The 17,290-nt window shown below is 44.6% G+C and carries 19 protein-coding genes; 9 read left to right on the forward strand and 10 right to left on the reverse strand.

The window, feature by feature from the left end; genetic code table 11:
* The first annotated feature begins 159 nt into the window (after positions 1–159).
* Complete coding sequence (locus NZ043_RS14345) at positions 160–486, forward strand: nucleoside triphosphate pyrophosphohydrolase (protein WP_133386551.1); 327 nt, start codon at positions 160–162, stop codon at positions 484–486.
* Between the two features lie 70 nt (positions 487–556).
* Here the strand turns inward: NZ043_RS14345 and NZ043_RS14350 are convergent, their stop codons facing one another.
* From NZ043_RS14350 to NZ043_RS14370, 5 genes are all read right to left on the reverse strand, one after another.
* Positions 557–862 carry a hypothetical protein gene (locus NZ043_RS14350; protein ID WP_133386552.1) on the reverse strand — a complete coding sequence of 102 codons (306 nt, stop codon included), beginning with the start codon at positions 860–862 and terminating at the stop codon, positions 557–559.
* Positions 849–1,217: a hypothetical protein gene (locus tag NZ043_RS14355; protein WP_133386553.1), complete on the reverse strand. Its 369-nt coding sequence runs from the start codon at positions 1,215–1,217 to the stop codon at positions 849–851. The genes NZ043_RS14350 and NZ043_RS14355 overlap by 14 nt, the downstream gene beginning before the upstream one ends.
* A gap of 68 nt (positions 1,218–1,285) precedes the next feature.
* Positions 1,286–2,053, reverse strand: coding sequence for a MerR family transcriptional regulator (locus NZ043_RS14360; protein WP_133386554.1), 768 nt, complete (start codon positions 2,051–2,053; stop codon positions 1,286–1,288).
* Positions 2,028–2,954, reverse strand: coding sequence for a DUF2268 domain-containing protein (locus NZ043_RS14365; protein ID WP_133386555.1), 927 nt, complete (start codon positions 2,952–2,954; stop codon positions 2,028–2,030). The genes NZ043_RS14360 and NZ043_RS14365 overlap by 26 nt, the downstream gene beginning before the upstream one ends.
* Before the next feature lie 59 nt (positions 2,955–3,013).
* A complete protein-coding gene (locus tag NZ043_RS14370; protein ID WP_165980349.1) occupies positions 3,014–4,270 on the reverse strand; it encodes an MFS transporter in 1,257 nt (418 codons plus the stop codon).
* A 277-nt stretch (positions 4,271–4,547) separates the two neighbouring features.
* Between NZ043_RS14370 and NZ043_RS14375 the strand changes: the two genes are divergently transcribed.
* Positions 4,548–5,846 (forward strand): galactokinase family protein, encoded by a 1,299-nt coding sequence (locus tag NZ043_RS14375; RefSeq protein ID WP_133386557.1) that lies wholly within the window; start codon positions 4,548–4,550, stop codon positions 5,844–5,846.
* Positions 5,847–6,075: 229 nt separating this feature from the next.
* Positions 6,076–6,357: a hypothetical protein gene (locus tag NZ043_RS14380; protein WP_133386558.1), complete on the forward strand. Its 282-nt coding sequence runs from the start codon at positions 6,076–6,078 to the stop codon at positions 6,355–6,357.
* A gap of 58 nt (positions 6,358–6,415) precedes the next feature.
* On the opposite strand, the gene NZ043_RS14385 is transcribed toward NZ043_RS14380, so the two are convergent.
* Both NZ043_RS14385 and NZ043_RS14390 read right to left on the reverse strand, forming a co-directional pair.
* On the reverse strand, positions 6,416–6,742 hold the full coding sequence (locus tag NZ043_RS14385) for a DUF1433 domain-containing protein (RefSeq protein ID WP_133386559.1): 327 nt from the start codon (positions 6,740–6,742) through the stop codon (positions 6,416–6,418).
* A gap of 807 nt (positions 6,743–7,549) precedes the next feature.
* Positions 7,550–8,083, reverse strand: a complete 534-nt coding sequence (locus tag NZ043_RS14390) for a hypothetical protein (protein WP_133386561.1) — start codon at positions 8,081–8,083, stop codon at positions 7,550–7,552.
* A 190-nt stretch (positions 8,084–8,273) separates the two neighbouring features.
* Here NZ043_RS14390 and NZ043_RS14395 point away from each other — a divergent pair, with 190 nt between their 5' ends.
* From NZ043_RS14395 to NZ043_RS14410, 4 genes are all read left to right on the forward strand, one after another.
* Complete coding sequence (locus NZ043_RS14395; protein ID WP_133386562.1) at positions 8,274–8,636, forward strand: hypothetical protein; 363 nt, start codon at positions 8,274–8,276, stop codon at positions 8,634–8,636.
* Positions 8,637–8,710: 74 nt separating this feature from the next.
* On the forward strand, positions 8,711–9,061 hold the full coding sequence (locus NZ043_RS14400; protein ID WP_133386563.1) for a hypothetical protein: 351 nt from the start codon (positions 8,711–8,713) through the stop codon (positions 9,059–9,061).
* A 43-nt stretch (positions 9,062–9,104) separates the two neighbouring features.
* Positions 9,105–9,692 (forward strand): hypothetical protein, encoded by a 588-nt coding sequence (locus NZ043_RS14405; RefSeq protein ID WP_133386564.1) that lies wholly within the window; start codon positions 9,105–9,107, stop codon positions 9,690–9,692.
* Between the two features lie 3 nt (positions 9,693–9,695).
* Positions 9,696–10,199: a hypothetical protein gene (locus tag NZ043_RS14410; RefSeq protein ID WP_133386565.1), complete on the forward strand. Its 504-nt coding sequence runs from the start codon at positions 9,696–9,698 to the stop codon at positions 10,197–10,199.
* Positions 10,200–10,280: 81 nt separating this feature from the next.
* Here the strand turns inward: NZ043_RS14410 and NZ043_RS14415 are convergent, their stop codons facing one another.
* The 3 genes from NZ043_RS14415 to NZ043_RS14425 are packed head-to-tail and all read right to left on the reverse strand — an operon-like array spanning position 10,281 to position 14,036.
* Positions 10,281–11,444: a Ger(x)C family spore germination protein gene (locus tag NZ043_RS14415; protein ID WP_133386566.1), complete on the reverse strand. Its 1,164-nt coding sequence runs from the start codon at positions 11,442–11,444 to the stop codon at positions 10,281–10,283.
* Entirely contained in the window at positions 11,441–12,943 is a 1,503-nt protein-coding gene (locus NZ043_RS14420) for a spore germination protein (protein ID WP_091034427.1), read from the reverse strand. The genes NZ043_RS14415 and NZ043_RS14420 overlap by 4 nt, the downstream gene beginning before the upstream one ends.
* Positions 12,915–14,036 (reverse strand): endospore germination permease, encoded by a 1,122-nt coding sequence (locus NZ043_RS14425; RefSeq protein ID WP_133386567.1) that lies wholly within the window; start codon positions 14,034–14,036, stop codon positions 12,915–12,917. The genes NZ043_RS14420 and NZ043_RS14425 overlap by 29 nt, the downstream gene beginning before the upstream one ends.
* Positions 14,037–14,313: 277 nt before the next feature.
* Here NZ043_RS14425 and NZ043_RS14430 point away from each other — a divergent pair, with 277 nt between their 5' ends.
* Positions 14,314–16,329 (forward strand): family 10 glycosylhydrolase, encoded by a 2,016-nt coding sequence (locus NZ043_RS14430; RefSeq protein ID WP_076332973.1) that lies wholly within the window; start codon positions 14,314–14,316, stop codon positions 16,327–16,329.
* 3 nt (positions 16,330–16,332) lie between these two features.
* Complete coding sequence (locus NZ043_RS14435; protein ID WP_091034419.1) at positions 16,333–17,286, forward strand: ABC transporter permease subunit; 954 nt, start codon at positions 16,333–16,335, stop codon at positions 17,284–17,286.
* Positions 17,287–17,290: the final 4 nt, after the last annotated feature.

Raw genomic sequence — 17,290 nt, forward strand, 5'->3', positions numbered from 1 at the left:
CGAATACGAGTAGTCATGGGTTATTTTTATCTCCTCGTTCCATCCCAACCACTTTACAAAATTAACCTAGCTCCTTCCATAGCAAAGGGTATAATGGCAAAAAGGGAGATTCTGACGTGAAGCTGGAAAACCTCCAAAGCAGAAAGGATGTTATACCACATGCCTACATACAACAAATTGGTGCGGGACAAGATTCCAAATATCATCACATCCAGCGGTAAGGAATGCCGCACACGCATTCTGGACCCGGAGGAATATAAGCAAGAATTAAAAACAAAGCTGAGCGAAGAATCGGAAGAATACATGAGTGCAGCGAGTGATCAGGAAGCGCTAGAAGAACTGGCCGACATGCTCGAAGTGATCCGAGCGCTGCCAGAGGTACACGGGGCGAATGCGGCGCAGCTGGATAAGCTGCGGGCTGACAAAACCGAGGAGCGCGGTGGATTCCAGGAACGGGTGTATCTGATCGATGTCGACGAAGCTTAACGTTAAACTCAACTCATTACAAATAACTTGGCTGATGAACTGATCACCCGGATGCATCATGCGTCCGGGATTATTTTGTCACTGTGAAATAACTTCCTTTGCCGGAAATAATAGTGAGTTCATCAATTCTTACATAATAGTTCCATTGAAATGGGGTATTATCTGGATAGACAATAATATATTGTGGATCTTTGAAAGAGTAACGTTGTTGCAAAGAGTAGTTTATTATTGCATTAGAAATTCCTAAGCTTACAACAAATGAAGCCGCTAGTACTAATGAAACTATTGCAATGGGTTTAACCTTTTTATAAATTAATGTGATTGCAGTGGCAAGGGCTAACAACGCAGAAATGATGAGTTCATTATTTGATCCCAAGATCGCGAAATTCTGTTCTTGGTTCGTAAAAGGATAGAACATTACCAAGAAAGTCTATAAGAAGATGCCCGATCAATAATGTGGCCATCGTACTTATCCATGCCCAGAAGAACCGAACGTTTAAGGTTTTATAGATGATCCAGCCATATGCAGCTCCAATTAAGGGAACCATAGCAAGAGAATGTAACAATATATCACCAAAGTACTTAGTGATGTCAGGAGTGATAGCAATAATAGATCCCAAAACAATAGTGATTATATAGTCTTTAGTAAGAGATAACCGCTTATTTAGAAAAAGTAATAGAATTGTTCCGCCCGTAATCAAGTGTATAGCCATATGAAGAAACATTTGCATCGAGTTACCTCCTGAGCCTGATTCATACATTTAATTCTTTTAGTGATGAATTCTCACTTCACACAAAGTCACTTTTCCTCCCCCTCCACATAAACCATAAGCGCTTCATACAAAAACCTCAAAAATTCCTCATCACCAAACTGATCAAAATAACCCGCATAGCGGCGATCCGTCGTATAGGCTTCAGCGATACACCTCAAAATCTCATCATCACAGACCATAAACTGTTCCAGACAATTCTTCCATTCACGCACTAACGCTTGCACCTCACCAGAAGCAGGAGACAGATTCTGATGTTTCGCCAACTCCCGAAATACCTGCTCCATGTTGACCGAGAACTGCTGGTAGGCTTTTTCTCGTTCTTCCGCAGACCGCTCGCTCACAGTAGCTTCGAATTCCTGATATTTCTCGGTGTCTCCGTAGATGAACTTCGCTTCGGATTCATATTGCTCTTGAATGGACAGGATGGAAGAGTCGTCAAACAGATGAAGATGAGAGATATCCGTCCCATCCACATACTCATCCAACTGGTCGATGATGGTTTCGAGCTTTTGTTTTCGTTGAACGAGTGTACTGCGATGCTCTCTTAGAATATCTTTTTGTTCTTCTTTGGAGAGTTGCATCATGGCTGCAATGTCTTTTAATGAGAAATTCATTTCTTTGAACAACAGAATCATTTGCAGATTCCCGAGTGCCTCTTGATCATAATACCGATAGCCATTGTCCTCGACTTTGCTCGGTTTCAATAGATCGGTTTTATCGTAATAATGTAATGCGCGTTTGGTGATACCTGTAATCTGGATGATATCTTTAACGGTGAAATAGGGTGTCTTCATTCCAAAAGTCCTTTGTTTCCGCAAGGATGACACTTGCCGGAGTAATGGTGGCTTCGGTAATCGGTGTACCTGTTTTGTTCAGATAATATTGGATTAAGTGATAACCGCAGGCATAGCCAGCCGCATAGGGCATACCTACGGGCGTGAAGTTTTGCATGATGGCAAGTTCATCGCCGTATAGATACGGATTAATCTGGTCAAAACCGGTGACATGCAGCTGGTCTTTCATCTTCGGTTTGATTACTTTATTCAAAGTTTCCATATCCGTTTTAGCTACCCAGGGGCCTAACAACTCTTCTCCATACAGGGATGTCGCAAAACTCTCGGCCAACCCCTCACTAACAACCATTTCCCCAAGCGTAATCTGTGGATTCCACTGGATATGTTGATATCTCACATTATGATTGCATTCATGGGCTAATACGGATTGGATACGAGGTAGAGTATACCCATTGGGGATCAGGTTCGCAATAATATAACCCGGGATTCCACCATCTCCGCTGATGCCTTCGTTCATCATGAGTGAGGGGCTATTTTTATCGCCTAATAAAATCGTATATAGATACTCGGAGACCGATAGCTCAATCCCTTGATCTGTAAAGGTCGATAGACTCGTACGAACAGCTTCATGACACAGTTGCCAAAATGATTCGGACGAGATCGCTGCTAACGATGCGTTAATCTCAGGTGTGATATCTGCGGGAGCAATATTCATAAAGTTATTCATCATGATCACATCGAAGCCGTGAGGCTCTTGAGAGCGAAACGGGATCTGTTGAATGTTCCATTTGTTCATGAATGGACTCATCATTCGCTCGCGGTATAACTCCAATTTCTCATCGGGTGGAGCCTGGATGATCTCCTCATAGATTTGATCTGAACGTAACGCGGTAATCTTCATCCTTAATCTCTCCTTCATGTAAGCTTGAGATCATTATCAAGTATGACCTTACGTTACAGTCAAGCGTTGATGTTACGCTGCTGGCTCTCTGAACGGTTCTTCATCTTCATCGCGAACACCAGACCAGACAGGATATAGATCAGGCTTAATAAGAGATAAGGGAGTTGGAGCGAGAACACGCGATCGAAAGTCGTTTCACTAACCCGCACCAATAATCCGCCGAGAAGCGTACCGATGGTACTAATGCCAAAGGACAAAAAGCGAAACACACTTCCGACCCGGCCAAGCATCTCATTAGGAACGGAACGCTGCAGGATGGAGGAACGGGTAACATTGTAGACAATAATGAAAAATGCAGCACAGAAATACAGGCCGCCTACCATATATGCATTTGTAGTAAGACCCACCACACCGTAGATGATTCCCATGCACAGAATGGAGGAAATAATCAATTGTTTTGTACCCCATTTCTTGCGCATATATGCAACAGCCTGACTCCCTACAATGCTGCCGATCGTTGCGATGGAGATAAGGATACCGAATGCAAAGGCATCCAACTGAAGCACATCTCGTACAAAGAAGATCTGAGTAGCCAGAATGATGGAATACATCAGCGTAATGGTGACAGACAGAATGGCTAATCCACGGAGAAAACGATCATGATAGACATATTGAATACCGGACCACATCTCGCGTTTCCAATTTTTCATCGGGCGAACTTCCTTCTGGGTTGTTTCCGTATCCCCTGGATAGAAGTTTCCCTTCAAACTGATTAAAAAAAGCAGAGCAATAACAGCCGTTACGGTGTCTATGGCAAAAGGAAAAACAATATGCAGGGTTATGATAAATCCTCCCAGAGCAACGCCCAGAATATCACTTGTGATTAACTGTCCGGCGGTGAACTGCCCATTTGCTTTCTCCAACTTACTCTCATCTACCAGTTGTGGGATCACCGTCTGCACTGTACTGTCGAATACAACTCGGCTCAGGCCAATCCCAAACATGAACAGTGCCAGAATCGGAATGCTCACCCATCCTCCCCAGATACATAACGTCAGGACAAGCAGTAGGATCATTCGCGTAAAGCCTGCCCCAATCAGCATATGTTTGCGTGAGTAACGGTCGATGAGGACACCTACAGGCAGACTGAATAGTAGCCAGGGTAAACGAAGTGCCGTCATGGTGACAGAAGCATACAGCGTATCGCTTGTAAGGGTTGATATGAGCCAAGGAACCGCAGCCAGTGTAAGTCCATCACCCAAAAATGTAAGCGAAAATGCACCGAATAACTTGGTATAGTTTGACTTGATTTTCATCGTTCCCTCCACCAATAAGATGTTAAGCATAGCAACTCCGAGGTTGGAAAATAATGTGTTTTCACTTATACCAAATTTAAGTTATTACAAAATGGTTTTCAATCCTATTTTTACATTAAATAACTTCACAAAACGCTTACAAACTTTCAATTCTACCCTACCTTTTCCGCTACGAAGCTGAGATAATGGGAGAGGAATAAGGTATGAAACAGACGCGACAACCACGTTCATCAACAGTCAAAAAATAAAAAGCTGCATATCCATAGGAGGATTATTAATGACGACACAACCATTGAATCTGATCCAATCCACGGAGGGCCAAGCGCTGCTTGCCCAAATGTATGGACAATCACAAGTAGAGGAACAGACAGCACGTTACACAAAGCTGAACGCAACGTTTGAAGAGTACTTTGGCGCACAAGAAGGAAGCAAGTTGTTCAGCGCGTCAGGACGCAGCGAGATTGGCGGTAATCACACGGATCATAACCATGGTAAAGTGCTCGCAGGCAGCATTACGCTGGATACGATTGCAGTGGCAGCACCAACTTCGGAGTCGGTTATTACGTTTTACTCAGAAGGTTATGAAAAGAAATATGTAATCGATCTCACGGACCTCACGCCAAATACAGAAGACGATGGCACAACAGCATTGATTCGTGGTATGGCTGCGGGATTTGGAGAATTCGGATATAAGGTAGGCGGCTTTCAAGCGTATCTCTCCAGTAATGTGTTCTCGGCATCCGGAGTGAGTTCCTCGGCGTCATTTGAGATGCTGATCTGTACGATTTTGAATCATTTCTATAATGACGGTGCACTGGATGTTGTGACAATGGCGAAAATCGGTCAGTATGCGGAGAACCACTATTGGAACAAACCTTCCGGTCTGCTGGATCAGATGGCTTGTGCGTACGGCGGACTGATTTCTATTGATTTCGAAAATCCTGCACAGCCTGTCATTGAACCTGTTCAGTGGGATTTCCAACAGAACGGTTACTCATTAGTCATTGTAAATACTGGTGGTAACCACGCCGATCTGACAGAAGATTACGCTGCTGTGCCATATGAGATGAGAGCGGTTGCTCAGGCACTGGGAAGTGAGTATGTTCGGGAAATTACAGCAGACGCCATCTATGCCAACCTCAAGAGGGTTCGGGAAGCTGCTGGGGATCGTGCCGTGCTGCGTGCGCTTCATTTCCTGGAAGAAAACAATCGTGTCGATGGTCAGGTTCAGGCATTGCGTGACGGACGTTTTGCTGATTTCCTGAAATTGATTACGGCGTCTGGTAATTCGTCATGGAAGTGGTTGCAGAATGTATATCAGAGTGGTGCTGTGAAGGAGCAAGAGATTGGCATTGCGCTGGCTGTGACGGAGAATTATCTGCAAAACCTGGGTGACGGCGCTTGTCGGATTCATGGTGGTGGATTTGCAGGGGTTATTCTGACGATCCTTCCGAACGAAAAAGTAGAAGAGTATATGTCTTGGATGCATGACATGCTGGAAACGCCAATCATTGTTGTTAATGTGCGTGCGCAGGGTGCAGTATGTCTGAATGCATTGATTGCTAACGCTGGCTAAATAACACTCAGTTAAATAGTTCTAACATGATTCTACGAAGTCCGGGCTATGCCCGGGCTTTTTGGGTTGTTCATTTTTTAAAAAAACTTCAAACTTTGAAGGTCTGTAATGTGTTATTTAAGTAGTGGTTTAGTTAGGTTGGTAGTGACTAGAATACAGGCGTATTAATGATGGTTCAAATAAGTGAGAAGCTGTATCTCAATAATGTTCTCATGGGAGGAAGGATCAGATGATTACACCTACAGTGGCTGGGCAGGAAGAGGCTCAATTATATGAGGAGTTGCAGCGTGCGATTGAAGATGTGGAAGAGGGCGAGCAGCGGCAAATAGTTCTGAGTCGGATGGTCAGACAGCTCAGGTTCGCCAAGTGGCGCAAAGACCGGATGCGCAAGATCGATGCATACTGCCAAAAGATCAAGCCCGCGACACTTTGGATCATATTAGCCACAGGAGCACTTGCCCCAGTCTTGTTATTTAGCATGTTCATCTGGGTATCGTTGTGGGTGGAATGAAGAGGAAATGGAGAGAATAGGTTGAGGTTAGTCAGTGACGGGCCTAATTATCACACATCTACTTAAGAGGTTTGATGTCTTCGGGCACTGAGCCTGTTTTGACTTCATAAGTATCATAATCCACCATTGAGAATATTTCTTGGGTTTTATTTCCTTTTACGTACCCTGTCAGTGACACCGTATGAGACAAGTCAGACGGAATGAACTTGTGGCCTGTAAACTCAACATCAATTCCATAGGTTTCTTTAAAATAAGCTAGGCTTGCGATCTCGGCTTTTTGTACAATTTCTTTTTGCTCGTTGGACATACAAGCACAAAATACAGTGATACTTAAACCAATTATTATTAATAGCGTTAGAAGTGTGCGATATTTTTTATTGAGCACATCTACCACTCCTTGTTGGAACTTATTTGATTTTCTTGTCGAGTAACTCTTTCGGTACAACAGCTGTTTGAACTTCAAATGTATCATAATCAATTATGATAGTGATTTCGGTTTCCTTATTATTTTTAACATGTCCACTCAAACTAATATTGTGGCTGAGATCTTTCGGCATAAATTTATGATCAATGAATTCCACTTCAGTATTATAGTGATTAATGAAGTATTGATGACCCACTTGAGTGGCTTCTTCAATAATCTTGTCTTGATTCGTTATAGAGTTACAACCTCCCAATATAAGGGATAAGATTAAAAGTATAAAAGATACAGATTGAATATTATTAAAAATAATCTTAAACCTCCTATATATGTTAACTTAGCACATTATAATATACTTTAACTTTTTAGATCAGTAAACAGAGAAGAGTTTTTATGGATACCTATATAACTGATAATAAGATATAAGGAAATTTCGGAATTGCCTTATTTTAATTTTTACGAAGGAGAGAAGATTTCGTAATGCTGATCAGTATCAACATTAATATTATTTATATGTAGATAGCAGGAGGGAAGTGGACATAGACAGAATATTCCGATCCTTGTCGGATTTACGAAGAGCTGTTTCAACAATGCGAGCAATTGCAGCAAGGACTCGTGCAACAGGAACAGAAGATACGTACGATTCATGGAAGGTTGCAGCAGGATACAGTAATTGTAATTGTCTATATCTGCTCACAAGTAAATAGTCAGATAGGAAGTAATCCTCCCACCTAACTATTTACTCCCTTGGGTAAGCAGTACTATAACTGATTAGTGTATATCAGTAGTATTCCTGTTCAATGTTTGAATTTTCTCTTGAATATACTGGTGGTAATCACGGAAGCTGCTGATGTGATGCAAGGAATCGGAGTTCTCAGACTGGATCTTAATTTTACCGTCCTGAGGCAATTTTTTCATCTCAGCAATGACGGATTTGGAACCTTGGATATCACTGGACATGTCTTGAATTCGCTGTAATAATGCCGGATGTCCTTCATACTGGAGCATTTCGGCGAGCGGTCGCATTTCCTCCAACTTTTGGCTCGATCGTTCAAGTGTGGTCATCACTTTGTCTCCATCTGTACTTGCACTAAGTGAAACCATTCGGTGGATATGATCTTTTTCCATACGCTCAAGTGCCTCGAGATGAGAAGCTTCTAGTCGTTTGGGATCGCTCCAACTCTCCGACCGAACGGTGTCATTCTGTTGCTGGGAAGCATTATTCGCAGTGCCATTACCACAGCCCCATAACAGAGTTGAGAACGTTAACACAGCTCCAACGGCGATGATACTTTTTAACCTCATACTGTCACTCCTTCGATAATTTCCTGAAGGTAGTATGAGCTATAATATCCAAAATCATGCTTATTCTCTTCATTTCTTTCCCAGTATGTAATTGAATAACCTTTTAAAATTGAGAGTACATATCTTCGCAAATTTTTGTAGCCTGTATTTTCACGTGAAATTGCAACGGTACGTAACGAGGTGAAAAATAATGAATCTATACACTAATAACATTTGGCGCTGGACCATTAACCTCCTGTATCCTGCCATTATCTTTGTCTTCCAGAGCTGGGGACCGATATTGGATTCCTGGACAGGTCCTATTTTGTTCGTCGCGCTGTTCTGCTTTCTATGGAGTGATATAAAAGATATGTTCATCTCCACGGGATTGACATGGTTTGTTGCCATCCCGTGCTGGTGGTATTGGATTGAACGTCCGAAGCCATCCTTCGGTGCAGAACATTTTGCCGCACATCTATGGTTAATTGTACTTATGTATATTGTCTTTGTGCTCATTCCTCAGACGTTAATCCTGACTACTCGGTTGCGGGTAATGCATTATTATAAGAAGTGAAAGTTAGTTGAGAGTAAGCGGCCGTTGGATGTCTTTTTTTAAATAAAATGAACACATGGGAGAGAGTTCGATTGTTGAGCAAAGATATAAGAAGAAAAGAAATAAGTTTCTTGTACATCATGATTTTCACCTTAATATATGGTCTGACATTACTGATCTGGCCATTGATCGCATTTGGCATGGGAATGTCGCTCGCTGCACCCACTCCTTCTGAGTATCAGGTGGCAAGTCGTTTGGAAGGCAAGATACTGATGTCATACCCACTTTGTGTTATTGCGGCTTTGGTTTCGGGATGGGTTTCTTATCATGAGAAAAGATACATCTTTCCTTACTGGATCATGCAGTTGCCATTGTTATGGATCGCTGCATGGATGCTGGTAGATTACTTCGGGACAGCACTATCTGACATACCATTTCTACGATAATTAATTGTTTATAAAGATTCAATTTTTAAGGAGACGTTAATCTATGCTCAAGACACGCAACCGTAAACAGGTAGCGTACGTGTTGTTCTTTGTATTGCTCGCTGCAACTTTGTTTTTGATACGCTCTTGTGGTCCGCAGGACCTCGATTCAGTGCTCAGCAAGAATGGTATTAATGCCGAACAGGTGAAGCTAGTTACAACTATTGAACCGCGAACACAATTGGTATTATATAAAGATCTCACTACGAATAACCTGACTCCTGCTTTGATCCAGCAAAAGATGTGGTTCTCCGAACTGGCCAGAATAGGCGGTGGTCTGCAGGATAATCCGGTCGAGCCGCTTTCTTCTCATATATCAGGATACGAGGAGTCCAAAGGCAAAATGATCTATATTATATACGGGTATCTCCACGATGCTGACATTACCCAGGTGCATATTCGCTACGAACCAAATCTGGCATCTTCACGGTTGGAAGCGGAAATCGTGGAATCATCTTCCGATCAATCCAGCCGCAGGTTGTGGTATGCGGTAATCCAGCGGCCGATTCACGAGATGATATGGGACATAAAAGGGTTGAACGACGAAGGTCACGTCATCTACTCATCTCTCGATAGTGAGGTTAGGAGGTAACATATGAGTCGTTTAAAAAGAATCAACAAGCCATACTTCATCTTCCTCATATGGAATGTACTCATGATTGGTGCTGTTCGTGGATTAACCTTCCAGCATGATCCTGGTAGAGGAGTGTCTGGTAACGGTAACCTGGGACTTCTAGTGTTAGCTCCATCTCTTCTGACCTTCCCGATTCTATGTATTTGGACGACAACTTTGTCCAAATGGTGGTTATATGATCAGCGTCAGCGCTGGGGAGGAAAGGTGCATGTCTATGTACCCTTGATTGCTCTCCTACTGTGTGTGTTGTCAGTCTTTCTGGAGTTACGTATTATCGATGACTTACGAATGCAACTCAATGGATTTACGAATGATCCGAATTCGGCAGTGTACCGTTTTGGCTGGCTGAACCAATACACGAACACACTGTTTTACAACGTGCCGATCCTGCTGTTCGGCCTATCTTTCTCCATATTGATAGGCTGGCTAATGGAATGGAAACTTCGCAGTAACAGATCCGCATGATTCGAATTGCAAACGAACGACATCATAAACTTAAAACCCCTTATCCGGCTCCAGACGGACAAGGGGTGTTTTACGCGTTTCCTACACTTTCCGTTTATATTTCCCTGTATACGGAATCGTGAGATGGATTTTCAGATCCTGAATCGAGTCTTCGGTAAGCATCATCTTGCTGCCATTGTTTGATAACTTACGCCAGAGCTTTGGATTTTTGCGATACAGCTTCTCCTGAAGGCCGTAAATATCGACACCACGCTCAAGGCCATGACGATAGGTCTGCATGATCTGCTCACGTAACTTCACTTCACTAATCTGGATCATCTCTTCATAAGAGGTGGGTACCAGGTATTCGTACAGGGCGGTGAGGTATTGGGCGTCAATGTTGAACTTGACCTCTTCCCCATGAATGACAGGTTTAATTTTTATTTTTGGCAAGCCTACACTGAGTGCTCCATAGATCGTTCCATCCTTCTGCACAAGCAAGGGAGCACGCCGCATGTCCTTAATTAGCCAGTGATAACCGGGAAGCTGACTGCGTGGAAAGTATTCAAAGTCATAGCCAGTCTTCTCGAAAAAGGCCCCTTCCACCAGAAACAAATCATGTTTCTTCTCATTCTCAGCCCACTGGGTATTGTTCAATGCAAGACTCGGCAGATACGTCGTGGTAGCCGGATCATTATGTGTTGCAATGAGTTTAAAGCTAAGCACAGGCGGATACAACGATTCTTCCATGTACGTCGGGAGCGGGTTGTGAAGAATGCTGTCCAGTGGCGACATATTATACATGGACGTTGCACTCAGAATTTTCTCCAGTGGCTCTCGTGTTCCATACACCCAGGTTGTATAACGGGATTCTGGAAAACGTCCCAGCATGTCGAACACTTCTTTGATGTGTTTGCTGGTGAGTACACCTTCGGCCATAACGATGGCTGTAACATGCCCCCAGGCCATGTGTAATTGAGCCGTACGAAACAGTTCGTTGAGCGCTAGACTCATGGTTTTCCCTTCGGCATGTCCGACCCAAACAGGCGGCGTATCTGCACTTTTGGTTGAACTTTCACTTTTGGCGACACTGGCAAAATCCAGCGTTTGTACATACAGGTGATACATGCCGTCCTTATAATCAATCCCAAAGGCTTTGGCGTAGTCCACCTGTTGAATCTCAAAGGCACTCCAGCATCCGCTTGTCATCACGCACATCGATAGGCTTAACAGACCCAGCAAACATCGCTGTAACAAGTGTTTCATCGTCCGTTTCCTTTCTTACGCGGTTCTTGAGTCTCAAGATAGACGGGTCTTCGTTTACCTAACCCCTTTGGCAGTTTAAATAATGAAGCTATCGCTTGTTTGAAATGAAGCGGTGTTAACGGCGTGAGATACGGAATGCCAAATGATTTGAGATCAGTCAGGTAGATGAGGAACAGAATCAACGACAGGATGAACCCATAGATGCCGAGGGATGCCCCCAAGACAAAACAAAGGAACCGCAAGATCAGCACAGAACTGGTCATGACCTGATTCACAATGGTTGCTCCAGCTACGACGGTAACTGCGATAATGACAATCATGAGGGGAGAGACCATGCCGGCTCGAATGGCGGAATCTCCGATAATCAGACCTCCAACGACCGTTAATGTCTGGCCGATGGCACTTGGTAAACGTACCCCCGCCTCTCGGAACAGCTCCATTAGCAGCATAATGAGAAACATCTCCACTCCCGATTCCATTGGAAGTCCCATGCGTCCAACCGATATCGTCGCGACTAGAGGAAAGGGGATCTGATCCATATGAAAGGATGTCAGCGCAATATAAAAGCCAGGCAGGAATACGGTGATCATCAGGCCAAGAAAGCGCAGCATCCGTCCTACGTTCACAGGCAAGAAGGGAAAGCTGGCATCCTCCGGTGATTTGAGCAAAAGAAACAAATTGACTGGCCCAATAATGGCGCTGGGATTGCCGTCTACAATGAGGATAAAACGTCCGTTCAGGAGACATTCTGCAGCAAAGTCAGGCCTGCCCGTATAATGGGTGACGGGAAACAAAGTAATCTTCGAAGGCGACAGCAATTCTTCCAGTTCATTGGCGGTCAAGATGCGTTCCGTCTCAATCTTACGCAACCGATCCTGGACGTCTTCGATCAGCTCCGGATTGGCGATATTCTTGATATACATCAATGCCACCTTGGTGGCAGAACGTGTACCGATCAGTTCGATATTGCAGGCCAGTTGGTTCGTACGCAGACGGGTGCGTATCAAGGCAACATTGACGGCAAGTGGTTCGATGAACCCATCTCTTGCCCCACGAATCGAAACTTCGGTGGTTGATTCCTCCGGTGTTCGAGTAGGGATGTTAGATATATCAATACTCCACATGGTTTGCAGGGAAGGAATACAGATCAACATATGGCCTTCAAAAACACGGAGAGACATCAGTTCAGTTCCAAATGCCGGATCTTGCAGATCCATTCGGGTCCAATCCAGGCTGATGCACTTTTCAATGTCGGATGTACGGATAAAGTGTGTATTTTCATATGTTCGTTTGAGTTCCGGGAGAATAATATCGTAGATCGCTTCACTATCTACCATACCGCTGCAATAGGTCATAAGGAGTTGCATCGGAGGTTCTCCGATCATATGACTATTGATGATGACATCGTCAGATCCGGCAAAAAAGGTATTCAGGTTATGCTCGTTCATTCGGAACGGTTCAACGTCAGGATTATTCTTGGGCTGGGTTGAGATCGGCATGATCGGGAGCCTCCTTGTCCTTTTTATGGATTAATGCGGCAATGGTCAATATTACGGTAACGATGGATACATAAGCGAGCATGACCGGGAACTGAATATGATCCACGTAATAGTCGACGTAATCAATGCGCCACCATTGCATCGCCATGAAGCTCATGATGACGGTAATGGTAAGGATGGCGATATATCGTTTCTTCGGTCTGCGGAAATTCAGCAGATCCACGATGAGATACATGGATATGGCCACCCTTGCAAACGAACCACTAAGCCACTGATAGATGGACAGAAAATCAACGTGTTGCAACAGTTTGCCTATATTCACAAGTTTCCATTGCTCATAGGGACTGTTTCGTTGTTTTGCTGCTTCCTCGGGACCAAATTCCACGATGGCTCCGATCGTTGGTCCTATCGCCATACTGAGCATAAACACGCCTAGGATCAGAACATGCCACCAACGAATTTTGCCTTTGACTTCATGTTGGAATAACATAAGAATCCAGATTTCCATAAGACCGGCTAAGGAGTAGATCATACCCCGCCACACGGGACCCATGCCGTTCTCCATAATCGGGAACAATAGACTGTAGTCTTTGTATTTCATATTGGCGGACATTACAAAATAACCAAGCAAAATGACAAAGGGCAGCAGCAGACTGGAAGTCATCGCAATGGAGCGTATGCCTTTAGCCGCTGCCCACGCAGCAACCAGTGCTCCGCCACCAGCCAGAACGTAAGGTGGCGTGAATTGAAGATATGTGGATACGGTCCAGTTGGTTGTCTCATACAACGTATGTGTGCCAAGCGTGAATAGCAGAATGGAAGCGGAGATCCGGAAGATCCAGGAAGGTACCGCCCCGAATTCTCGGGTAATCCAATCTGTTAATCGCTGTCCACGTACTCGCCGAATGATGATATACATCATACATAGGAACAACATGAACAATGGAGCGGCGGCTACAACAGACAACCATCCATCTCTGCCGCCCGCTTCGAGAATTGCCGGAATGGACAAGACATGGCAGACTAGTCCGGCACTTAATAAAATGATGGAAAAGGACAACCAAATGGTAATTTGACCTTTTTCACGACTCATGGGAATCCTCCTTTCCAATGAAGGAAGTTTCCGTTAGGTTGTACAGCATACAGGAAGTTGATTCCTTTTTCAGTTTTTTTGAATCAAAAAACTCAACAAAGTAGCAAACGGACAATTATTGTCTGCCATATCTGGCGTGTATGCCTTCATACTGTTCATTGGCTCTGTAGAACAGACATATATTTCCTAACCGATTTCTGCAAAAAATGTCCCTACTGTGCCTGTCATCCAAGGTATACGGTTAAAGTACATCGCAGACAAGAGGAGGACGATGCGAATGAACTGGTGGTCTTCGAACCAGCTTCGCCTGATTCAGAACAATCTCCGTGAGATCGATGCGGGGATGAATGTGGACCTGTTGATGAAAGAACTTCAGGAGTTTCAAGCCAATGTGTTGATGATGAATGCGGGAGGCATCTTTGCCTTCTATCCTTCCACATTGGAGCACCAATACGTCACACCTTATCTTCATGCGGATGTGCTACAGGAAGCCGTCACTAAGGCGCATGAGCTGGATATGAAGTTTGTCGCCCGTTTTGATTTCAGCAAAGCCCATGAATCGCTTTTTGAAGCACATCCGGAATGGTTTTATCGTGATCGTGAAGGACAAGAAGTGAATTATTATGGCATTGTGCATACGTGTCTGAACAGTGCGTATCAGCAGGAAAAATCGCTCGAAACCATCACGGAAGTCTTGGAGAAGTATCCGGTGGACGGCATTTTCTTCAATATGTTTGGTTATCAGCACTGGGATTACAGTGGTAACTATTATGGTCCTTGTTACTGTGACAATTGTCAGCGTCGTTTCAAAGAGATCTGCGGGAGTGAGCTACTGGACTATACAGGCCCTGAGCATGAGCTGCATGCAGCGTATCTTCAGTTTCAGGAGGTCACTTCCAGAGAGATTCTGAGTAAAATTCATGACTTGGTTAAATCCCGCTGGCCTCATGTGGCAATCAGCACCTACCATCCTCACCAGGTCGATATCATTCGCAAGGAATCCAACACATCACTTACCCGTGCCTTACCTTTATGGCAGTACTCTGCTTCTGAAAATGTAGCTTCTGTCGTACAGAGTTGGGATAACAAGCTGATCAGCAATTGCAGCATCAATGCCATCGACCTGACCTACCGGTTCACAGGTGTTTCTCCGTATGAGACTGAAGTGCGGTTACTTCAGAATATCGCGAACGGATCAGGGCTGGACTTCTGTGTCATTGGGGCATTTGAGGGATATCCGGATCGAAGGAACTTTCCCGTGGCACAGCGTATCTTCCGCTATCATGCAGACCATGAACATATCTATGGGCATCTCGCTTCCATGGCAGAAGTGATTTTGATCAAACCGTCCGCGGCTGGGGCGGGAAGGGAATATCTAGGATTGTTCAAAATGTTAAAAGAAGCCCACATACTGTTTGATGTCATCGTGGAAGAACGGATTGCAGCCATGGCGCATAAACTCGCCGCAGTGAAAGTAGTCATCTTGCCCGGGATGCAACGTCCTGAACCACTAACATTAGAAGCATTAAAAGAAGTGCAAAGTCAGGGAGTAGCGCTGCTTGCTACAGGCAATGCCTTCAAGAATGATGCGGAATGTTTGCAGGAATGGTTTGGGGTTGTCCACTCAGGGGATGTAGATATGCTGCCTGCCGCCTACTTGCATGTAGGTGACAATGATCTCTTTCCCAGTCTGAAGGATCGGGATTGGATTACGGTCAGCGGCGGTTTTTCGCGGATGCAGTTCAATCCATCGCATACGGAGCGATATATGCCTTATATCGAACCAGCCTCTTTTGGTCCACCGGAGCGGGCCTATGGTCATCAGATGGGAGAGAGTTACGGATTGGGGATCACCCAATATGTTGATCGTGGGGCAGGCATCTATTACGGTTGGAATCCAGGTGCGTTGTATTACAAACACGGTTTCGAAGATCACAAACATGCAGTGACGGATATACTCGATCGGTTCATTGGAGAACGCTCATTGAGAACAGACCTTCCAGCCAGTGTAGAGCTGTTCCTGAACCAAATGGAAGATGGCAACCTGTTGGTTCAGCTATTGAACTTGTCCGGTTTCAATGGCACGACATATATGGAAGCGTTACCGTTATATGACCTTGCAATTGAACTTAACAACATCGGCACATCCATACATGCGTACTCCCTGTGTTCGTCCAAAGCTGTTCCCATCAAGAGAGAGGCAAGTGTAACAAGGATTAGCCTCCCTATGTTGGCACGGTATGAGGCCATTGTAATTGGCATGGATCATGCCTCGAAGAGAGAGGTGATGTAGCCGATGAACACCCAGTTAAAGACAATAAGCCGCTCAAGTGGCAAGTTGGAATCCGGCAGTCTGCTATCGCGCATGTACAAACACCGGATGATTTATTTACTCATTTTGCCGGGGCTGTTGTACTTCTTATTATTCAAAGTTGTTCCCCTCTGGGGACTGCTTCTCGCCTTTCAGGATTACAATCCATTCCTTGGATTTACGAGCAGTGAATGGGTGGGATTTAAGCATTTCAATGAACTGTTTGGCAGTTCCAACTTCTATATCATGCTGCGCAATACACTCGCCATCAATCTGATCGCGCTGGTGTTCCATTTCCCACTGCCGATCCTGATGGCACTGATGCTGAATGAAATCCGGCATGAGACGTTCAAACGCATCAATCAATCCATTGTATATTTACCGCATTTTCTGTCATGGGTTGTTGTTGCAAGCATGACGTTTTTCCTGCTCTCCACCGACGTTGGCATTGTGAACAAACTGATTGCGCAGAGTGGGAAAGACACGATTTCGTTTTTATCCGAACCGAATTATTTTTGGGGTTTACTTACCGCCCAAAGCATGTGGAAGGAAGCCGGTTGGGGGACAATCATTTTCCTTGCTGCGATGGCGGGGGTCGATCCTCAGCGTTACGAAGCAGCGGTTGTGGATGGCGCCGGACGTTTCCGGCAGATCTGGCATATTACCTTGCCAGCCATTCGGCCAACAATTATCATTTTGCTCATTCTACGCCTTGGGAGCATGGCTGATACCGGTTTTGAACAGATCCTGCTGATGATGAACCCCTTGGTGCGCTCGGTAGGGGAGGTATTCGATACGTATTCCTACACGTATGGCATTTTGCAAGGGAAGATCAGCATCGGAGTTACCGTAGGACTGTTCAAAGGTCTGGTCGGATTGTTCCTGATTGTGGCTGCCAACAAAATTGTGAAAAGACTTGGACACGAGGGAATCTATTAATCCG

It is taken from the genome of Paenibacillus sp. FSL k6-2145, from assembly GCF_037976585.1.
In the GTDB taxonomy this organism is placed as follows: domain Bacteria; phylum Bacillota; class Bacilli; order Paenibacillales; family Paenibacillaceae; genus Paenibacillus.

Bases quoted from the DNA above. Each gene is read 5' to 3' on its own strand.
- NZ043_RS14345 (WP_133386551.1), top strand. From the start codon at position 160: ATGCCTACATACAACAAATTGGTGCGGGACAAGATTCCAAATATCATC.
- NZ043_RS14355 (WP_133386553.1), bottom strand. From the start codon at position 1,217: ATGCAAATGTTTCTTCATATGGCTATACACTTGATTACGGGCGGAACA.
- NZ043_RS14360 (WP_133386554.1), bottom strand. From the start codon at position 2,053: ATGAAGACACCCTATTTCACCGTTAAAGATATCATCCAGATTACAGGT.
- NZ043_RS14365 (WP_133386555.1), bottom strand. From the start codon at position 2,954: ATGAAGATTACCGCGTTACGTTCAGATCAAATCTATGAGGAGATCATC.
- NZ043_RS14370 (WP_165980349.1), bottom strand. From the start codon at position 4,270: ATGAAAATCAAGTCAAACTATACCAAGTTATTCGGTGCATTTTCGCTT.
- NZ043_RS14375 (WP_133386557.1), top strand. From the start codon at position 4,548: ATGACGACACAACCATTGAATCTGATCCAATCCACGGAGGGCCAAGCG.
- NZ043_RS14380 (WP_133386558.1), top strand. From the start codon at position 6,076: ATGATTACACCTACAGTGGCTGGGCAGGAAGAGGCTCAATTATATGAG.
- NZ043_RS14390 (WP_133386561.1), bottom strand. From the start codon at position 8,083: ATGAGGTTAAAAAGTATCATCGCCGTTGGAGCTGTGTTAACGTTCTCA.
- NZ043_RS14395 (WP_133386562.1), top strand. From the start codon at position 8,274: ATGAATCTATACACTAATAACATTTGGCGCTGGACCATTAACCTCCTG.
- NZ043_RS14405 (WP_133386564.1), top strand. From the start codon at position 9,105: ATGCTCAAGACACGCAACCGTAAACAGGTAGCGTACGTGTTGTTCTTT.
- NZ043_RS14410 (WP_133386565.1), top strand. From the start codon at position 9,696: ATGAGTCGTTTAAAAAGAATCAACAAGCCATACTTCATCTTCCTCATA.
- NZ043_RS14415 (WP_133386566.1), bottom strand. From the start codon at position 11,444: ATGAAACACTTGTTACAGCGATGTTTGCTGGGTCTGTTAAGCCTATCG.
- NZ043_RS14420 (WP_091034427.1), bottom strand. From the start codon at position 12,943: ATGCCGATCTCAACCCAGCCCAAGAATAATCCTGACGTTGAACCGTTC.
- NZ043_RS14425 (WP_133386567.1), bottom strand. From the start codon at position 14,036: ATGAGTCGTGAAAAAGGTCAAATTACCATTTGGTTGTCCTTTTCCATC.
- NZ043_RS14430 (WP_076332973.1), top strand. From the start codon at position 14,314: ATGAACTGGTGGTCTTCGAACCAGCTTCGCCTGATTCAGAACAATCTC.
- NZ043_RS14435 (WP_091034419.1), top strand. From the start codon at position 16,333: ATGAACACCCAGTTAAAGACAATAAGCCGCTCAAGTGGCAAGTTGGAA.